The following is a 16,464-nucleotide window of genomic DNA, read 5'->3' as shown; positions in this document are numbered from 1 at the left end:
CTCAGGCACCTGTCTGGTTGAATTTTTTACGGTTGATTCGAGCGCGCAGGGTCAGGGCCGCCAGGGTCCCGAGCACGCCGACAAAAGCGATGTAGCCGAAGTACAGGTTGTAACCGGCCTTGCCTGGGTAGGTGTCGGTCAGGTAGCCATTGATCAGCGGGATAAAGGTGTCGGGCAGGTAACCCACTACCGAGACAATGCCGATGGCCAGGCCAGTGATGCGCAGCGGGATGTCGCAACTGTCGAGGATCGCCCAGTACAGGCCGCGAATCGCATACGTCATCAGGCCGATGAAGATCACCGTGCCGATCAGCAGCCCGAGGCTATTGAGCGCCGGGAACACAATCAGCCCGACCATGGCCAGGGTCACCAGCACCAGCGCGACGATCAGCACCGAAATATTCGAGAACTTGTCCCCCAACCAACCGCCGCCAATGCCGCCGATGGGGCGCATCCACAGTTTGATGGTGGTGATGGTGCCGGCCATGACGGCGGTCATGCCGCTGCCTTGCAGGTAATCGGAGAAGCTGTAGGTGGCCCAGAACATGTGATAACCGCAGAACACGATGGCGGTCACCAGCCACAGTTCGGGGATCTTCACCAGAGTCGTGAGGTCGGCAATCAGGTTGAACTTACCCTTCTCCACCGCCGACGTTTCGGCCATGGACTTGGGGTCCTTGAGCAACACCAGCCCGCAGCCGATGGCGATGCAGATGAACGAATACAGGTAGACCACCTGTTTGAAACCTTCGGCCGCCGACTGGCTGCGGGTTTCAGTGGCATAGGCGAACAGACCGAGGGCCACGGTTGCCAATAACGCTTCAACCAGGCCGCGACCGCCATCGAGTATCCCGAAGAAACGCCCCTGCTCGGTAGGGTGGGCGATCATCTTTACGCGCTTGAGCACCGAGGCCCAGAAGGTCAGGCCGGTGGTGAGCCCCCAGCAACCGAAGATAATCATCAGGCCGGTCATCGACGGCACCGTCGAATACCACAGGCCCAGGGCGCCGGTGGCGACCAGCGAGAAAAAGATCAAAAAGCGCGGCGGCAAACGGTCGGCCAGCCAACCGCTGGGCAGGTAGCTGAGCAAAAAGACGGTGCCGAGCATGGAGTACAAGTAGCCCAGTTCACTGTGGTTGATCTGGAACACGTCGAGCATGGTGGTCTGGTAGACCTGGCGCAGGTAGAGGATCGGGTAAATCGCCCCGGCGGCCAATACCAGCAAGAGCAATTGGAAATAGCGACTGGCGGTGTCGCTTTTTGCCGCGGACACGGCATCGAGACCCTGGGCAACGGGTGCAGGCTTGGACATCTTGATGACCTCGGGCACCCACTGTGCAGGTGCCCTCATAATTGTTTTTATTGAAGGTGCAGCCGGTATGCGTGAATCAGTACTTCATGACCACCAGACGGGTCTGGGTGAATTCCAGCATTCCGTGCTTGCCGTCATCGCCGCCCAGCCCTGAGCGTTTCCAACCGGCGTGAAAGCCCTGATACGGGTCCGCCGGGGTGCGATTGACGTACAACTCGCCGGCTTCAATGGCGTTCGCCACTTTCATCGCCGTGCGGTAGTTCTCGGTATAGAGCACCGACGACAGGCCGAACTGGTGGTCGTTGGCCATGGCCAGTGCTTCGTCAATGTCGCGGTACTTGAGCACCGGCAGCACGGGGCCGAAAATTTCTTCCTGGATGATTTCCATGTCCTGGCGGCAGCCGCTGAGCAAGGTCGGCGGGTAGAAATGGCCGGGGCCCTCGGGCAGCACGCCGCCTGTTTCCAGTACAGCACCCGCGGCGACGGCGCGCTCGACCATGGCATGGATATTCTTTTGTGAACTGGCGTTGACCAGCGGGCCCATCAAGCTTTCATCGTTGGCCCGGTCGCCGAACTTGACGGCGCTGATCCTGGTTTTCAGCAAGGCGAGGAAGCGGTCGTAGACGCTTTCGTGCACATACACCCGCTCTACCGCCGTGCACAGTTGGCCGCAGTGGGTAGTCTTGGAGCCGATGATGGCGCTGGCAGCCTTTTCCAGGTCGGCATCGGCCTCGATGATCGCCGGAGTCTTGCCGCCCAGTTCCAGGGACGGCTTGGCGATATTGGCCTTGCAGTAATCAAGCACGATACGCCCGGCATTCACGCTGCCGGTAAGGGTAATCAGGCCGACCGCTTTATGCGTGCAGACACTGGCAGCGGTGGCATGGTCCATGGTCAGGATGTTGATGACGCCGGCCGGAATCCCGGCGGTGACCACGGCCTTGGCGATCTCAAACGCGGACAACGGCGTGTTATTGCTGGGGCGCACCACCACGGTATTACCGGCGATCAGCGCCGGGGCGACCTTGCGCAGCAAGGTGTAGACCGGGTAGTTGAACGGGATCAGGCAGGCCACGACGCCAATCGGCTCGCGTTGCAGGAACAGGTTTTCATCCGGCGTGTCGCTGGGGATGATTTCGCCTTCGATACGGCGCGCCCATTCGGCGTGGTAACGGGTAATTTGCGCGGCGTAGCGTGCTTCGTTGCTGGCATCGCTGACGCTCTTGCCGGACTCGCGGGCCAGGGCCGTGCCGATGGCTTCGGCGTGGCCGTCCAGGGCGTCGGCAAAGGCACGCAAGTGTTCGGCGCGTTCGATGCTGGTGAGCTTGCCCCAGGTTTTTTGGGCGATGGCGGCGGCGTCGACGGCGGCAATGGCCTCATCGGCGGTGGCGGCGCTGACGTGGCCGACCAGGGATTCATTGGCAGGGTTGTAAACGGCGATCAGGGCGTCGCTGGCGGGCTCGACGAACTGACCGTTATAGAAATTGCGCTCGAATTGCATGTGGTTTGCCCAACGTTGTTGTTTTGCGAGTGACATGCAGTTTTGTATTTGCTTGGGGGGTGTGCAAACGACTTATTGGGTGGGGTAACGTGAGGAAAATGAAGGTTACGGGTGTTCGAGTACCTATCCGTTACTGCGGTAACGGATAGGTACTCAAACTCACCCCGCCGCCGTAGAAGGCTCCAACTGCCGCTGCGCCAACCAGATTTCCTCCTGCAGCCAGCGCCCAAACACCTGCAACTGTGGCATATCCGTCTGCTCCGGCCGGGTCACCAGCCAGTAGGACTGATGCCCTTCCACATGCACATTCAACACCTGCGTCAACTGCCCACTGGCCAACTCCGACGCAACCATATGCCAGTCCGCAATGGTAATCCCCAACCCATCGACCGCCGCCTGTATCGCCAGGTTGAGCAAATCAAACTCATAACCGCCCTGGGTATCCACTCCGGTAATCCGCGCCGCATCCAGCCAATGCTTCCATGTGAGATAACGCTGATCTTCACTCGCCAACACATGCAGCAACGTCATCCGATTCAAGTCGATACCGTCCCCGCCACCTTCGCGGGCGAACAACGACGGTGTGCACACGGCGATATGCCGCTCCTGGAACAACAGCGAGCTGTCCAGCCCATCCCACTCACCATTGCCAAAACGAATCGCACAGTCGAGGGTGCTGGTCTGCGCCAGGGTGTCCTGCATGCAGGTGGTGATGCTCAACTCCAACTCCGGGTGTTGCTCGCGCAGCCTTCCCAGGCGCGGCATCAACCAGCGGCTGGTAAAGGTCGGCGGCGCGTGGAGGTGCAGTCGGTTGGAATGGGTTTTCTGCTGAATGCTGCGCACCGTCAGCTCGATCTTGTCAAAAGACTGATGCAACGCCCGCAACAACACACGCCCGGCACTGGTCAGTTCCAAATGGTGGTGACGCCGCTCCAGCAGGTGCTCCCCCAGTTGTTCCTCAAGCTGGCGGACCTGGCGACTGACCGCACTTTGGGTCACGTTCAACAGCTCGGCAGCCCGGGTAAAACTGCCGGTGCTGCCGGCAACTTCGAAGGCTTTGAGGGCATTGAGACCAGGCATTTTGCGTTTCATGGAGGGCACTCGACAGCAGCGGACAAGGAAGATTGAGCAGAGCAATGCTGCACACAACATACCTTTTTGTATTGAACCTGGGGTAGCACCCTCTGCGGCCGAAGAAAAACTCGGTTAATGCCAGCAGCGTCGTTTTTAACCTGAATACGTCGTTGACGAATAAATAGCACGCGTAGGACGCATGCACACTAAGACAATTAAGCATTGGTCGCCCACTCACCACAAAAGTTAGTCTCTGCAACAACTAACCCACTGCCTGACTCATCATTTAAATCAGGGCCGCGCCATGTCGAGTACGCCTGTTTCATCGCGGCGAAGTATTGCGCTGTTGGCACTGGTCTTCACCGCCTGCAACGCCACCACCCACGGTTTCAGTATTTTTCTGTATTCCGCTTTATTGCCGCAGATTCGCCAGGTATTTGAACTGAGCTACAGCCAGGCGGCGCTGATTGCCGCCTTGCTGCAGCTGTTTTATATGGGGGCATCCATTGCCAGCGGCATTGCCGCGACGTGGGTCACTCCACGCACTATGGTGCGCCTGACCATGGTGCTGAGCCCGGTGTTGCTGGCCCTGGCGGTCGCCACACCCTGGGTGCTGCCCTTTGCCCTGTGCCTGGCGCTGGTGTCGGCGTGTGCGGTGTCGAACTGGAACGCGATTGCGGCACTCGCCCGCGAGGTCATCCCGGCCAGCCACCGCAGTCGCGTGCTGGGGCTGGCGTCTTCGGGGGCGGCCTTTGCGATTTGCCTGAACGGGTTGCTGATCACCTGGCTACAGGGGTTGTCGTTACGCCAGTTCTGGCTGATCTGCGCAGGCCTAACGCTGCTGGTCACGCTGCTGACGCTGTGGGCCCTGGCTCCCTACGCCGAACAAGCGCCTCGCTCCAGCCGGCCGCCCGCGTTCAATCAAGTGCTGAAGCAGTGGCTGAACGTGTGCCTGGAACACCCTGTGGCAATGCAGATTGTCTTGCTCAGCGGGTTTATCGGCGCAATCAGTGGGCCGTTTCTTAATTTTTTGTCGGCATTTGTCAGCGATCGCCTGCACGCCGGCGCAGCAGTGACCGGCTCAATGTGGACGCTGATCGGCATCGGCGGCGTAATCGGCGGCCTGCTGTTGGGCACGCTGGCGGATCGCTGGGGTGCGTTGCGGGTGCTGGCGCTGAGCATCGGCGCTTTCGGCCTCGCGATGATTGGCCTGCTGTGGCATCCCAGCCTGTTGTTGAGCTGGCTGGCCGCCGGGTTGTTTGCAGTATTTTATTTCCCCTCGTGGGGCTTGATGGCGGCCTACCTCAGCGCACGTCTCAACCCGGTGCACAGCCTGCAAGTGGTGAGCCTGAGCATGGTCAGCTATGGCTTGGCCAGCGCCTCGGCCAATGGGTTGTGCGGCTGGCTGTTGCAGGCCAGCGGCGAATTTGCCGGGGTGCATGCCTGGATCGTCGGCTGGGTGCTCGCTGGCCTGTTATTGCTCAAACGCATGGCTCGGCGAGCGACTGACGCTGCGCGGCCTGTCCAGGTACCCTGAACGCCCCAACTGGCGCTGCAAAATCTCTACCAGCGCCTCCACTTCCGGCACCTGGCAACCGGCTGTGCGCCAGAACATCAGGCGGGCCGGCGCAATCGGCGGGAAGCCTTGGCGCTCATCCAGAATCTGCCAGCCAGCCGGCACCAGGCGCCGCGCCATCACCCCAACCGACAGACCCTGCTCAATCGCAATCGCGATTCCGCGTGGGCTCTGACTGGTGTACACCACCTGCCATGAACGCCCGGCCTGGGCCAGCGCCTGCACGGCATTGGCACGGAACGCACAGCCCTCGGCGTACACGGCCAGCGGCACCGACTGGCGCCCCACGGCACTCCAGCTCGGCGCCGCCACCCACACCAGCGGCTCGTCGCACAGGTATTCACCGGGCTGCAGGCCGGCATGTTCGACGCCCAACACCAGGTCCAACTCGCCGCGGTGCAACCGGCTGACCAGCGCGGTGGACATCTCGCAGCAGATGTCCGGGCGCACTTGGGCAAACTGCGCCTGGAAGTCCTTGAGCATGCCGCCCAGGCAATATTCGGCGTAGTCCTCCGGCATGCCCAGGTGGATACACACCTGCTCATTGGGCAATTGCGCCGCAGCCACCGCCTCGTGGTGCAGCTTGAGGATTTGCCGGGCGTAAATCAGAAAGGTCTCCCCACTCGGGGTGAGGCCGATGGAGCGGCTGGTGCGATGGATCAGCGGCGTGCCAACAATCTCCTCCAGCCGCTGCAAGCTCTGGCTGACGGTGGACTGGGTTTTATGCAGGCGCTCGGCCGCGGCCGAAAAGCCCTGGCACTCGATAATTGCCACAAACACTTTAAGTAAGCTGCCATCCAGTTCGCCTGACATCACTATCGCCCCTGCCGATGGATTCGATCACAACTTGTAATTTCCACTTCAAATCGCTTTACGCAACTATCCACTCAACACAACAGCCTACTTCAGGAGCCGTGTATGAGTCTTAAACTTGCCGATGCCGAAACCGGTGATATCAGCGACATCATTAATACCGCGCTGTACCCCATACATGATTCGGGCCATGTTCAATTACAGGCATTAATTGAACATGCCCGCGCCGAATTGGCCGAGGACGGTTGCTGCCTGCTAAAGAACTTCCTGCGCCCCGAAGTGCTGGAACAGGCGCGCCTGGAAGGCCAGGCACTGTCGGGCAAAACGTTTTATTCGGTGCGCAAGGTCAACGCCTACTTCACCGAGGACGACGCCAGCCTGCCCCAGGATGACCCGCGCCGCACGTTCATGGAGCGCACCAGCGGCTTTGTGACCCGCGACATGATCGCCCCCGACGCAATCATCCACCGGCTGTATGTCTCGCCAATGATGAAACGCTTTATCGGCGCCTGCCTCGACGAACCGGAGATTTTCGAATACGCCGACCCCTTCGCCGGGCTGGTCATCAACGTGATGCCCGAAGGCACCGAGCAGCCTTGGCACTTCGACACCAACGAATTCATCGTCAGCATGATGACCCAGAAGCCCGAGGCCGGCGGCCTGTTCGAATACGCGCCGATGATCCGCTCGCGCAGCCAGGAAAACCTCGGTGCCGTCGGCAAAGTAGTACGCGGCGAGGACCGTTCGCGGGTCAAGGACCTGGCGCTCAACCCCGGTGACCTGCAGATCTTCAAGGGCCGTTTCTCCGTACACCGGGTCACCCGCGTCGAAGGCGCCACCGAGCGCAATACGGCGATCTTCGCCTACTCGGAAAAGCCCGGAATTATCGGCCGCGCGCAACGCACCAAACAGCTTTACGGACGCCTGTCCGAAGCCCACCTGCAAGCCGAACGCAACCTGGTGCGCAGCGACCAGTTGCTCGACTGATTCGCCCCCAAAAAACTTAAAAACCGTATTTGCCCTGCGAGGAACACCCCATGAGTCTGTCCGGCCCGAACCGCAACCCCGCCGACTGTGAACCCACCTATGACGAAATCCAGCAGATCCAACTGGACCGTCTGCAACGGGTGCGCAACGAACTGAAAAAACGTGACTACGCCGCCTGTGTGCTGTTCGATCCTACCCACATGCGTTATGCCACCGGCTCACGCAATATGCAGGTGTACTCGGCGCGTAACCCGGCGCGCTATGCTTTTATCCCGGCGGAAGGCCCGGTGGTGATCTTCGAGTTCGGCGGCTGCCTGCACTTGGCCGAAACCCTCAATACCGTGGATGAAGTGCGCCCGGCCAAGGCGATCTCCTATTACTTCTGTGAAAGTTTTCTCGGCAACGTCACTGCCGACTGGGCCGCCGAGATTGACGAGTTGGTGCGCAAGTGCGGTGGCGGAAAACGCATCGCGATTGAAAGCGCCACGTCGGCGGCGGCCTTCGAATTGCAAAAGCTCGGCTACCAGGTGTTTGACGCCCAGGAACCGCTGGAGCGTGCGCGCTGCATCAAGGTGCCCAATGAGCTGAAGATGATCCGCGCCAGCCTGCGTGCTACCGAGGCCGGGGTGCGGTTGATGGAAAGCAAACTGACGCCCGGCATCACCGAGAACCAGCTGTGGTCGCACCTGCACCAGCATGTGATCGCCACCGACGGCGACTACGTCGAGACCCGCCTGCTCTCCTCCGGGCCACGCACCAACCCCTGGTTCCAGGAATGCAGCACGCGGCCGATCGAAGCCGGTGATCTGGTCGCCCTGGATACCGATGTGGTCGGCCGCTTCGGCTACTACGCGGACTTTTCGCGCACCTTCCTGTGCGGCGACCAGGCCGCCACCACCAAGCAGCAAGAGCTGTACAAACTCGCCTATGAGCAAGTGCAAACCAACGTCGAAATGCTCAAGGCCGGGCGCAGCTTCAAGGAATACGCCGAGATGGCCTGGAAGATTCCCGAGCATTACAAAAACAACCGCTACTTCGCCCTGGTGCACGGGGTTGGCATGACCGGTGAATACCCTTACGTGGTGCACCGCGAAGACATTGACGCGCTGGGTTACGACGGCGTGTTCGAGGCCGGCATGACCATCTGTGTGGAAAGCTACATCGGCCACGACGACGGCGGCGAAGGCGTGAAGCTTGAAGAACAGATCTATATCCACGAACACGGCATCGAGTTGCTCTCCGATTACCCGTTCGACCCGCGCCTGTTGCCACGCTAAACGCGTCTAGCGTGACAGGTGGGCCTGGGCAGGACCTGTAACATGCATTTATAGAACGTTACATCGCAGAATTTGTCGTTTGTCGATCTTTGCGCAAATGACAAAACTGCGGGCATCTCTAATAAAAACAACATGAGAGCTGCCCTATGTCCTGTCCCATTGCCCGCCTCCTGACTTCGTTGCGCCTTGTTCTTCTGCCGGTTTCACAGCGGTCCGTGCTGCGCATTGGCGGCGCTTGCCACTGACCCTTGCGGTTCAACAAAAACGCATATTCGCAAGTACCGGAGAGGCTTATGAAAGAGTTGACTACCCTGGACGGCGCCGCGCCGCATCCAGCCGTAAATGACCTGTGTTCCCAAGTCCAACGTGGCGAGATCAACCGCCGCCAATTCCTGCGCACCGCCGCCCTGCTGGGCATCACCGTGGCCAGCGCCAGTAGCTTTATCGGCTCGGCCTTGCTCGGCAACGACGCCCAGGCCGCCGACGGCACACCCGCCCGCCAAGGCGGCAGCCTGCGCTTTGCCTGTGCGATTCAGGAAATCCAGGACCCGATGCTGATCACCTGGATCGAAGCCTCGAACCTGCTGCGCAACTCGCTGGAATACCTGACCTGGGTCGACGCCGATAACATCACTCACCCCTACCTCGCCGAAAGCTGGAGCCCCTCCGACGACCTCACCACCTGGACCTTCAACCTGCGCCAGGACGTGAAGTGGAGCAACGGCGACAGCTTCAACGTCGACGACGTGCAGCACAACATCGAGCGCTGGATTGCCGCTGACTCCAAGTCGGTCAACCGCACCGCCTTCCAGGACATCAAGGCCTTCGAAAAAGTCAGCGACTACCAGTTCCGCCTGCAGCTCAAGCGGCCGATGCTGGCGATCCCGGAGATGCTCAACGCATTCACCTGCGCCATCGTGCACCGCAGCTTCAAAGCCGGTGATGACTGGGCGAAAAACCCGCTGGCCACCGGGCCGTTCAAGCTGGTCGCGTTCGCGGTGAACAAACAGGCGACGTTCGCCAAACGCGCCGATTACTGGGGCAAGCCCGCCAACCTCGACGAGCTGCGCTACATCGACATGGGCACCGACGTGTCCACCCACCTCGCCGCCTTGCAAGCCGGCCAAGTGGACGTGCTGTACCGCGTGACCGTGGCCGAGCTGGACCTCGCCAAACGCCTGCCCGGCGCGCAATTGCTCACCTGCAAATCCGCGCAAACCGTGGTGATGCGCATGGCCTGCGATCAAAAGCCATTCACCGACCTGCGCATCCGCAAGGCCGTGGTGCTGTGCGCCGATAACGCGCAGATGCTGAAGATCGCCTACCGCGGCATGGGCACCCTGGGCGAAGACCACCATGTGGCGCCTTCCCATCCCGAATACTTCCCGCTGCCCAAGCGCAACCGCGACGTGGCGACGGCCAAGAAATTGCTGGCCGAAGCCGGCTTCCCGAATGGCATCGACATCGACCTGATCGTCGGCAACACCCAGGGCCGCTACGAACAGGACTGTGCGCAGATCCTGCAACAAAATTGCCTGGAAGCCGGAATTCGCATCAACCTCAAAGTGGTGCCGGCGGCCCAATACTGGCCGATCTGGGACAAAGCGGCGTTCAGCCTCACGTACTGGGCCCATCGCCCGTTGGGCGTGATGTCCCTGGAGTTGGCCTACCGCGGCGGCGGCGCCTGGAATGAAAGCCACTACAGCGACCCGGCCTTCGATGCCGCACTGGACAAAGCCATGGGCATCATCGACCCCAAGCAACGCGCCGTGGCCATGCAAAGCGTCGAGCAGATCCTGCAGGACGCCTGCGTGATCGTGCAGCCGTTCTGGGGCGACAAGTTCACGGCCGTGAGCAAAAAGGTCCAGGGCTTCCAGGTGCACCCTTCCGACTTCTACCCCATGGGCAGCGTGTGGCTAAGCGCCTGAGTTAAGGCGCAAACGCCCTGCCCGCAAGCGGGCAGGCATCCCAATATTTGTCGGAGCATGCACCCATGGCTCATTTTCTATTGCGCAAATTACTCGCGCTGGTGGCGACCCTGCTGTCGGTGTCATTGATCGTGTTCCTGGCCCTGGAGCTGAACATCGAAGACGTGGCCATCAACGTCCTTGGCCCCTACTCCGCCGCAGACCAGCGGGCGGCGTGGCTGGTGGAACATGGCTACAACCAACCTTTTGTGTGGCGCTACCTGGTGTGGCTCAAGGACTTTGTCAGCGGCGACTGGGGCACCTCGGTGTACTTTCGTGAGTCGGTGATCAAGCTGCTGCTGCCGAACCTGGCACAAACCCTGACGCTTGCCGGGCTGGCCTTGCTGGTGATGGTGCCCGTGGCATTGACACTGGGCATTCTCGCCGGCATTCGCCAGGGCTCGGCGCTCGACCGCCTGGTGTCGTTCCTGTCGATTGTCACCACCTCGATTCCCGATTTCGCCAGTGCCGTGTTCGTCTCGGCAATCTTTGTGTTCTGGCTCAACTGGCTGCCGGGTGTCAGCAGCATGAGCGACGGGTTCAGCGCCGTGGAACTGGTGCTGCCGCTGATGGTGTTGTGCTTGTTCGGCATCGGCTACCTGGCGCGAATCACCCGGGCGTCGATGGTGGAAGTGATGCAATCGCCGTACATCCGCACGGCGCGACTCAAAGGTGCCTCCACCGCACGCATCGTCGTGCGCCATGCCCTGCGCAATGTGCTGATTGCCCCGATCACGGTGATCATGCTGTACATCCCGTGGCTGCTGTCCAACGTGATCGTGGTCGAGGTGTTCTTTGCCTACAAGGGCTTCGGCTCGTTGCTGTACACCGCGTCGCTGAACCATGACGTGTACCTGATCGAAGCCTGTGCCATGGTCAGTGCCGTCGTGGTGGGCATCACCAAGATTTTCTCGGACCTGGCCTACACCTGGCTCAACCCGCGCATCACCCTGCGCAGTCTCGGCGGAGGTGCCCAATGAATCGCCTGCACGCCTTCAAACATCCCCTCGCGTTGCTCGGCCTGCTGCTGGTGGGCGGCTGGGTCTTGGTCGCGCTCTTTGCGCCGTGGCTGGCGCCCCATGATCCGCTGGAAAGCTTTACCCCACTGCTGACCCCGCTGACGAGCGGCGACAACGGCCAAAGCTTCCTGCTGGGCACCGACATGATTGGTCGCGACATTCTCTCGCGGCTGATCTGGGGCACCCGCACCGTGCTGTTCTGGTCGATCCTGGCCACGCTCACTGCGTTCGCCGTGGGCATCGCCATGGGCCTGTGCGCCGGTTACTTCAACGGCTGGGTCGATGCCGTGCTGTCGTATGTGGCCGACACGGTGCTGTCGTTCCCGGTGCTGGTGTTGTACATCGTGATCATCATCGCCCTCGGCGCGTCGGCGCTGAATATCCTGATTGCGGTGACCTTCACCAGTGCCCCGGCGATTTTCCGCATCATGCGTGCCCTGACCATCGACATCCGCTCGCGGGACTACGTCCTCAGCGCAATCACTCAGGGCGAGGGTTCGCTGCGGATCATGCTGGTGGAAATCCTGCCCAACTGCGGCGGGCCGCTGATAGTCGATTTCTGCCTGCGCATCGGCTACACCGCGATCATGATCGGCGCCCTGGGCTTTCTCGGCCTTGGCCTGCCGCCACCGACCCCGGACTGGGGCGGCATGATCAACGATGGCCGCGCCATGGCCATCGCCTTCCCGCACCTGGTGATCTTCCCGTGCATTGCCATTTCCACCCTGATGCTGGGCTTGAGCCTGCTGGCGGACGGCCTGGATGAAAACGCCCAGCAAGGCGCAAGGAATTGAGCATGAACCCACAACCAGTATTACGGGTGCAAAACCTGTCGATCGAACTACCCGCCGGCGCCGACCGCAGCCACGCCGTGCAGGGCATCAGCCTGGACGTACGCAAGGGCGAAATCCTCTGCGTAATCGGTGAATCCGGCTCGGGTAAATCAGTGCTGTCGGCGGCGATTATGGGCGATTACGCCAAAGGCCTGCGGCATGCCGGTGGGGTGATCGACTTTCTCGGCGACGACATCTGCAGCCTGGACGAAAAACGCCTGCGCGAACTGCGCGGCAACCGCATTGCGATGATTTTCCAGGAGCCCATGGCGGCGCTGAACCCGGCGATTCGGATCGGCAAGCAAGTCGAAGAAATTTTCGCTATCCATGCCCCGCAAATGCCCCAGCGCGAACGTCGCGAACGCACGCTCGCGCTGCTCGAATCCACCCAGTTGCCCGACCCGCCACGCATTGCCAACAGCTTTCCCCATCAACTGTCCGGCGGCCAGTGCCAGCGCGTGGTGATTGCCATGGCGTTGGCGATGAACCCCGACTTGTTGATCGCCGACGAGCCCACCACGGCACTCGACGTAACCACCCAGGCCCAGGTCTTGAAACTGGTGCGCGAGCTGCGTGGGCGTGGCCAGCACGGCATTCTGTTTATCACCCACGACTTCGGCGTGGTGGCGCAAATTGCCGACCGCATTGCCGTCATGGAAGGCGGCCGCCTGGTGGAAATCGGGGAGCGCGACCAAGTGCTGAATGCCCCGGCGCACGCCTACACCCGCAAGCTGATCGCGGCAGTGCCGGCGCTGCACCCGGAATTGCACACGCCGAGCGCGGATGGCGAGTTGGCGTTGCGCATCGAAAACCTGACCAAGACCTACAACGTCGGCGGCAGCTCAGTGGCGGCGCTGCGCAACGTGTCGCTGAACCTGCCACGCGGCAAAACACTGGCGATTGTCGGCGAGTCCGGCTCGGGCAAAAGCACCCTGGTCAAAGCAGCCATTCGCCTGGTCGACAGCGACAGCGGGCATGTGTGGGTCGGCGACACTGATTTTCTGGCCTTGCGCGGTTCGGCCCTGGCGGCCAATCGGCGGCGTATCCAGATGATCTTCCAGGACCCGTACGGCTCGCTCAACCCACGGCACCGCGTCGGTGACATCATCGCCCGCGCCGCGCAATTGCGTGGGTTGTCGGCCAAGGATGCCTGGGCCGAGGCCGGTGACTTGCTCGAACAGGTCGGCCTCAAGCGTGATGCGCTCAAGCGCAAGCCGCGCCAGTTTTCCGGTGGCCAGCGCCAGCGCATCGGCATCGCCCGCGCCCTGGCCATGCGCCCGGAAGTGCTGATCGCCGATGAAAGTGTCTCGGCGCTGGATGTGTCGGTGCAAAAACAGGTGCTGGAGCTGCTCGCCGACCTGCAACAGCAGTTGAACCTGAGCATCCTGTTTATCACCCACGACCTGCGCGTGGCGGCGCAGATCAGCGACCACATCGCCGTGATGCGCCAGGGTGAAGTGGTGGAATACGGCAGCGCCGAACAGGTATTGCTCAGACCACAGAACAGCTACACCCAGGCCTTGCTTGCCGCTGCGCCGGGCGCGACGCAACTACCGGCTGACGGGCCGTCGTTGAGGTTGATCCGCCCCGCAGCGCACTGAGTTGTCACCCTTTCCCTGCGTCGCAGCGTTCGCTGCGGCAACGGGCTGCTGTTGCCAAAAAATAACCAATAATGAGAGCGAAACCATGCGACCAACCCTACGTTACATCGCCCTGGTCCCTGTGCTCGGCGCCCTTGCGGCACCGGCCATGGCCTACCAGGTCACCGACAACCTCGACCTCGGCGGCGCCGTGCGTGCACGCTGGGACTATGACCCGGATCGCGACATCCAGAAGTTCGGCCTCGACACGGCGTTCCTCAGCGCCAAGTACAACTCCGACACCTGGATCGGCGAGGCGCAGTACCGGTTCTACGGGCGTTCCTACCCGTACCAGTACACCAAGAACTACGGCGATATTCAGTTCGCCAAGTTCGCGTGGGTCGGCTACAAGTTCAACCCGAACCAGCAGGTGCAAGTGGGCTTGAACACAGTGCCGTTTGGTTTGCAGCCGTACTTTGGCAGCACCTTCTACGAAACCCTGGGCAACGTCATCGGCCTGGAAGACGTGCAACAGGTCGGTGCCAAATACATCCAGCAAAGCGGCGACTGGAATATCCAGGCCGGCTACTACCTGCGCCCGGCCTGGCAAGGCAAAGGCACCAGCAAGGGCGTGACCTACTCCAGCGTGATCTCCGAAGCCGACAGCTACGTGGGCGACGGCAGCAACAACCAGGAGCGCAACACCGTGGTGGTGCGCGTGGCCAAGGCCCTGGAGCTGGGCAACTGGAAATCCGAAGTCGGGCTTTCCGGCCTGACCTCCACGCTGGAAAACAAAGACACCAACGACGACGGCCGCCGCAACGCCGTGGCAATCCACTACCTGGGCAAGAACGGGCCATGGGGCGTGCAATTGCAGGCGGCGCGCCAGCAAATGTCACCGCGCAACCCGGGCACCAATAGCGTCGTCACCTTGGGTGGCTACGACGGGACGTTCAACGTGGCCAGCCGGGGTAATTTATACGTGGCGGATTTGAGCTACGACGTGGGCGGCAAATACCTGTTTGACCAGATCAGCGGTGTAAAGCTGTATGCCAACTACAGTGCGTTTGATAAATCCGAGAGTCAGTTCAAGACCTCACAGCGGGTGATCCTCGGCACGTCGTTTTCGGTGAGCAAGTTGTGGGTCGCGACGGAGTGGTTGATTGGCAAGAACGATCCGTATATCGGCGGCAGCAGCTATACCGAGAGCTTGGGCGCGGGTGGGAGTAACCAGTGGGAGAATCAGCTGTATATGAACATTGGGTACTACTTCTAATCGGAGGGGATACCACTGAAGCCTTCGCGAGCAAGCCCGCTCCCACAGTTGGAATGCATTCTTCCTGTGGGAGCGGGCTTGCTCGCGAAGAGGCCGCTACAGGCACTATAAAAACAACCAGTGTGGAAGTCCTTTCATGCGCCAACTGCCCGCTCTCAACATGCTGCGCATCTTCGAAGAAGTCGCCCGCCACCGCAGCTTCAGCCAGGCTGCCGTGGGCCTTAACGTGACCCAAGGCGCCGTCAGCCGCCAGATCAAACAATTGGAAGACTACCTCGGCGTCGCCCTCTTCATCCGCACGCCCCAGGGCCTGTCCCTGACCGAAGCCGGCTTCGCCCTCTCCCCGCACCTGAGCGACGCCTTCGACCATATCGAACGCGCCCTGCAAGCCGTGCGCGTACCCAACCTGCGCCAGCGCCTGCGCATCGTCGCGCCGCCGACCTGGGCCACGCGCTGGCTGTCGGCGCACTTACGACGCTTTTGCGAGCGCTATCCGGCTATCAACCTCAGCGTCACGCATCAGAACAGCCATGACAGCCTGGCAGAGATCGACTGCCGAATTCGCTTCGGCCTTGAACCAGACCCGCATTGCCGCAGTGAATTGCTGGTGATGGAACGCCACATCGCCGTGGCCAGCCCGGAGCTGTTCAGCGACGGCCAACCGCCCAACCTGCAGCGTTTCCCATTGCTGCACATCCTGCACGACGGCAAGCGCTTGAAGGTCTGGGAAAACTGGCTGGCCGCCATGGGCCGGGACGACATCGACGCGGGCCAGGGCCTGGAATTCAGCACCCTGGACCAAGTCATACACACCGCCCTGGCTGGCGGCGGCCTGGCCGTGATAGACCGGCAAATGATCGAGCGCGAACTGGCTACTGGCAGTTTATTGCCGATCACCGCGATGGAAGTGATCGGCCCGTATGGTTATTGGCTGGATGTGGCGGCGGATAAGCAAGGGTTATCCAAGGTTCGGTTGTTTACCGAGTGGTTGAACCGAGTGAGTAACCCTTGATAGCGACTACATAGCCATTGTTTGGGTAATGGCGGCTATGGGCTCCATGGAAGCTGGCCTGCCTGCAATGGCATCCACTGCTTATGCCTGATGTACCCGAGGTGTCTGCATCGCAGCGGTTCGGCGGTCCGACAAGCCAGCTCCCACAGAAAAGTAGCTCTGCTTCTGCTGTGCTTTTGCCCTGCTTTTGCTTCAACCACTCAGGTCGGCTACCAGGCCGCCGTGCTCTGCTTTTGA

At 61.1% G+C, this 16,464-nt stretch carries 13 protein-coding genes; 9 read left to right on the top strand and 4 right to left on the bottom strand.

The window, feature by feature from the left end:
• Nucleotide 1 precedes the first annotated feature (1 nt).
• From ACDZ94_RS12925 to ACDZ94_RS12915, 3 genes are all read right to left on the bottom strand, one after another.
• Nucleotides 2-1,312, bottom strand: a complete 1,311-nt coding sequence (locus tag ACDZ94_RS12925) for an MFS transporter (protein WP_064452225.1) — start codon at nucleotides 1,310-1,312, stop codon at nucleotides 2-4.
• A 76-nt stretch (nucleotides 1,313-1,388) separates the two neighbouring features.
• Nucleotides 1,389-2,813, bottom strand: coding sequence for an aldehyde dehydrogenase (aldA, locus tag ACDZ94_RS12920; protein ID WP_407017301.1), 1,425 nt, complete (start codon nucleotides 2,811-2,813; stop codon nucleotides 1,389-1,391).
• Between the two features lie 159 nt (nucleotides 2,814-2,972).
• Complete coding sequence (locus ACDZ94_RS12915) at nucleotides 2,973-3,905, bottom strand: LysR substrate-binding domain-containing protein (RefSeq protein WP_053256262.1); 933 nt, start codon at nucleotides 3,903-3,905, stop codon at nucleotides 2,973-2,975.
• A gap of 286 nt (nucleotides 3,906-4,191) precedes the next feature.
• On the opposite strand from ACDZ94_RS12915, the gene ACDZ94_RS12910 reads away from it, so the two are divergent.
• Entirely contained in the window at nucleotides 4,192-5,424 is a 1,233-nt protein-coding gene (locus tag ACDZ94_RS12910; protein ID WP_432750236.1) for an MFS transporter, read from the top strand.
• Here ACDZ94_RS12910 and ACDZ94_RS12905 read toward each other — a convergent pair.
• On the bottom strand, nucleotides 5,362-6,276 hold the full coding sequence (locus ACDZ94_RS12905) for a LysR family transcriptional regulator (protein WP_064452222.1): 915 nt from the start codon (nucleotides 6,274-6,276) through the stop codon (nucleotides 5,362-5,364). The genes ACDZ94_RS12910 and ACDZ94_RS12905 overlap by 63 nt on opposite strands.
• Before the next feature lie 105 nt (nucleotides 6,277-6,381).
• Here ACDZ94_RS12905 and ACDZ94_RS12900 point away from each other — a divergent pair, with 105 nt between their 5' ends.
• The 8 genes from ACDZ94_RS12900 (at nucleotide 6,382) to ACDZ94_RS12865 (ending at nucleotide 16,227) form a co-directional block, all read left to right on the top strand.
• Entirely contained in the window at nucleotides 6,382-7,263 is an 882-nt protein-coding gene (locus tag ACDZ94_RS12900; RefSeq protein ID WP_064452221.1) for a HalD/BesD family halogenase, read from the top strand.
• Nucleotides 7,264-7,313: 50 nt separating this feature from the next.
• The gene (locus ACDZ94_RS12895) at nucleotides 7,314-8,540 is read left to right on the top strand and encodes a M24 family metallopeptidase (protein ID WP_221294622.1); all 1,227 of its coding nucleotides are present in this window, start codon (nucleotides 7,314-7,316) and stop codon (nucleotides 8,538-8,540) included.
• Nucleotides 8,541-8,833: 293 nt separating this feature from the next.
• Nucleotides 8,834-10,468, top strand: a complete 1,635-nt coding sequence (locus ACDZ94_RS12890) for an ABC transporter substrate-binding protein (protein WP_064452219.1) — start codon at nucleotides 8,834-8,836, stop codon at nucleotides 10,466-10,468.
• A 65-nt stretch (nucleotides 10,469-10,533) separates the two neighbouring features.
• Nucleotides 10,534-11,487: an ABC transporter permease gene (locus ACDZ94_RS12885; RefSeq protein ID WP_221294621.1), complete on the top strand. Its 954-nt coding sequence runs from the start codon at nucleotides 10,534-10,536 to the stop codon at nucleotides 11,485-11,487.
• A complete protein-coding gene (locus ACDZ94_RS12880) occupies nucleotides 11,484-12,320 on the top strand; it encodes an ABC transporter permease (RefSeq protein WP_064452217.1) in 837 nt (278 codons plus the stop codon). Before ACDZ94_RS12885 ends, ACDZ94_RS12880 begins: the two co-directional genes overlap by 4 nt.
• A gap of 2 nt (nucleotides 12,321-12,322) precedes the next feature.
• The gene (locus ACDZ94_RS12875; protein WP_262667809.1) at nucleotides 12,323-13,960 is read left to right on the top strand and encodes a dipeptide ABC transporter ATP-binding protein; all 1,638 of its coding nucleotides are present in this window, start codon (nucleotides 12,323-12,325) and stop codon (nucleotides 13,958-13,960) included.
• An 85-nt stretch (nucleotides 13,961-14,045) separates the two neighbouring features.
• The gene (locus ACDZ94_RS12870; RefSeq protein WP_064452215.1) at nucleotides 14,046-15,215 is read left to right on the top strand and encodes a hypothetical protein; all 1,170 of its coding nucleotides are present in this window, start codon (nucleotides 14,046-14,048) and stop codon (nucleotides 15,213-15,215) included.
• Between the two features lie 136 nt (nucleotides 15,216-15,351).
• On the top strand, nucleotides 15,352-16,227 hold the full coding sequence (locus tag ACDZ94_RS12865) for a LysR substrate-binding domain-containing protein (RefSeq protein ID WP_432750235.1): 876 nt from the start codon (nucleotides 15,352-15,354) through the stop codon (nucleotides 16,225-16,227).
• Nucleotides 16,228-16,464 lie beyond the last annotated feature (237 nt).

The organism is Pseudomonas sp. UBT (assembly GCF_050915955.1).
Classification (GTDB): Bacteria; Pseudomonadota; Gammaproteobacteria; order Pseudomonadales; family Pseudomonadaceae; genus Aquipseudomonas; species Aquipseudomonas antarctica_A.
This window is presented reverse-complemented; position numbering and strand designations above follow the sequence as displayed.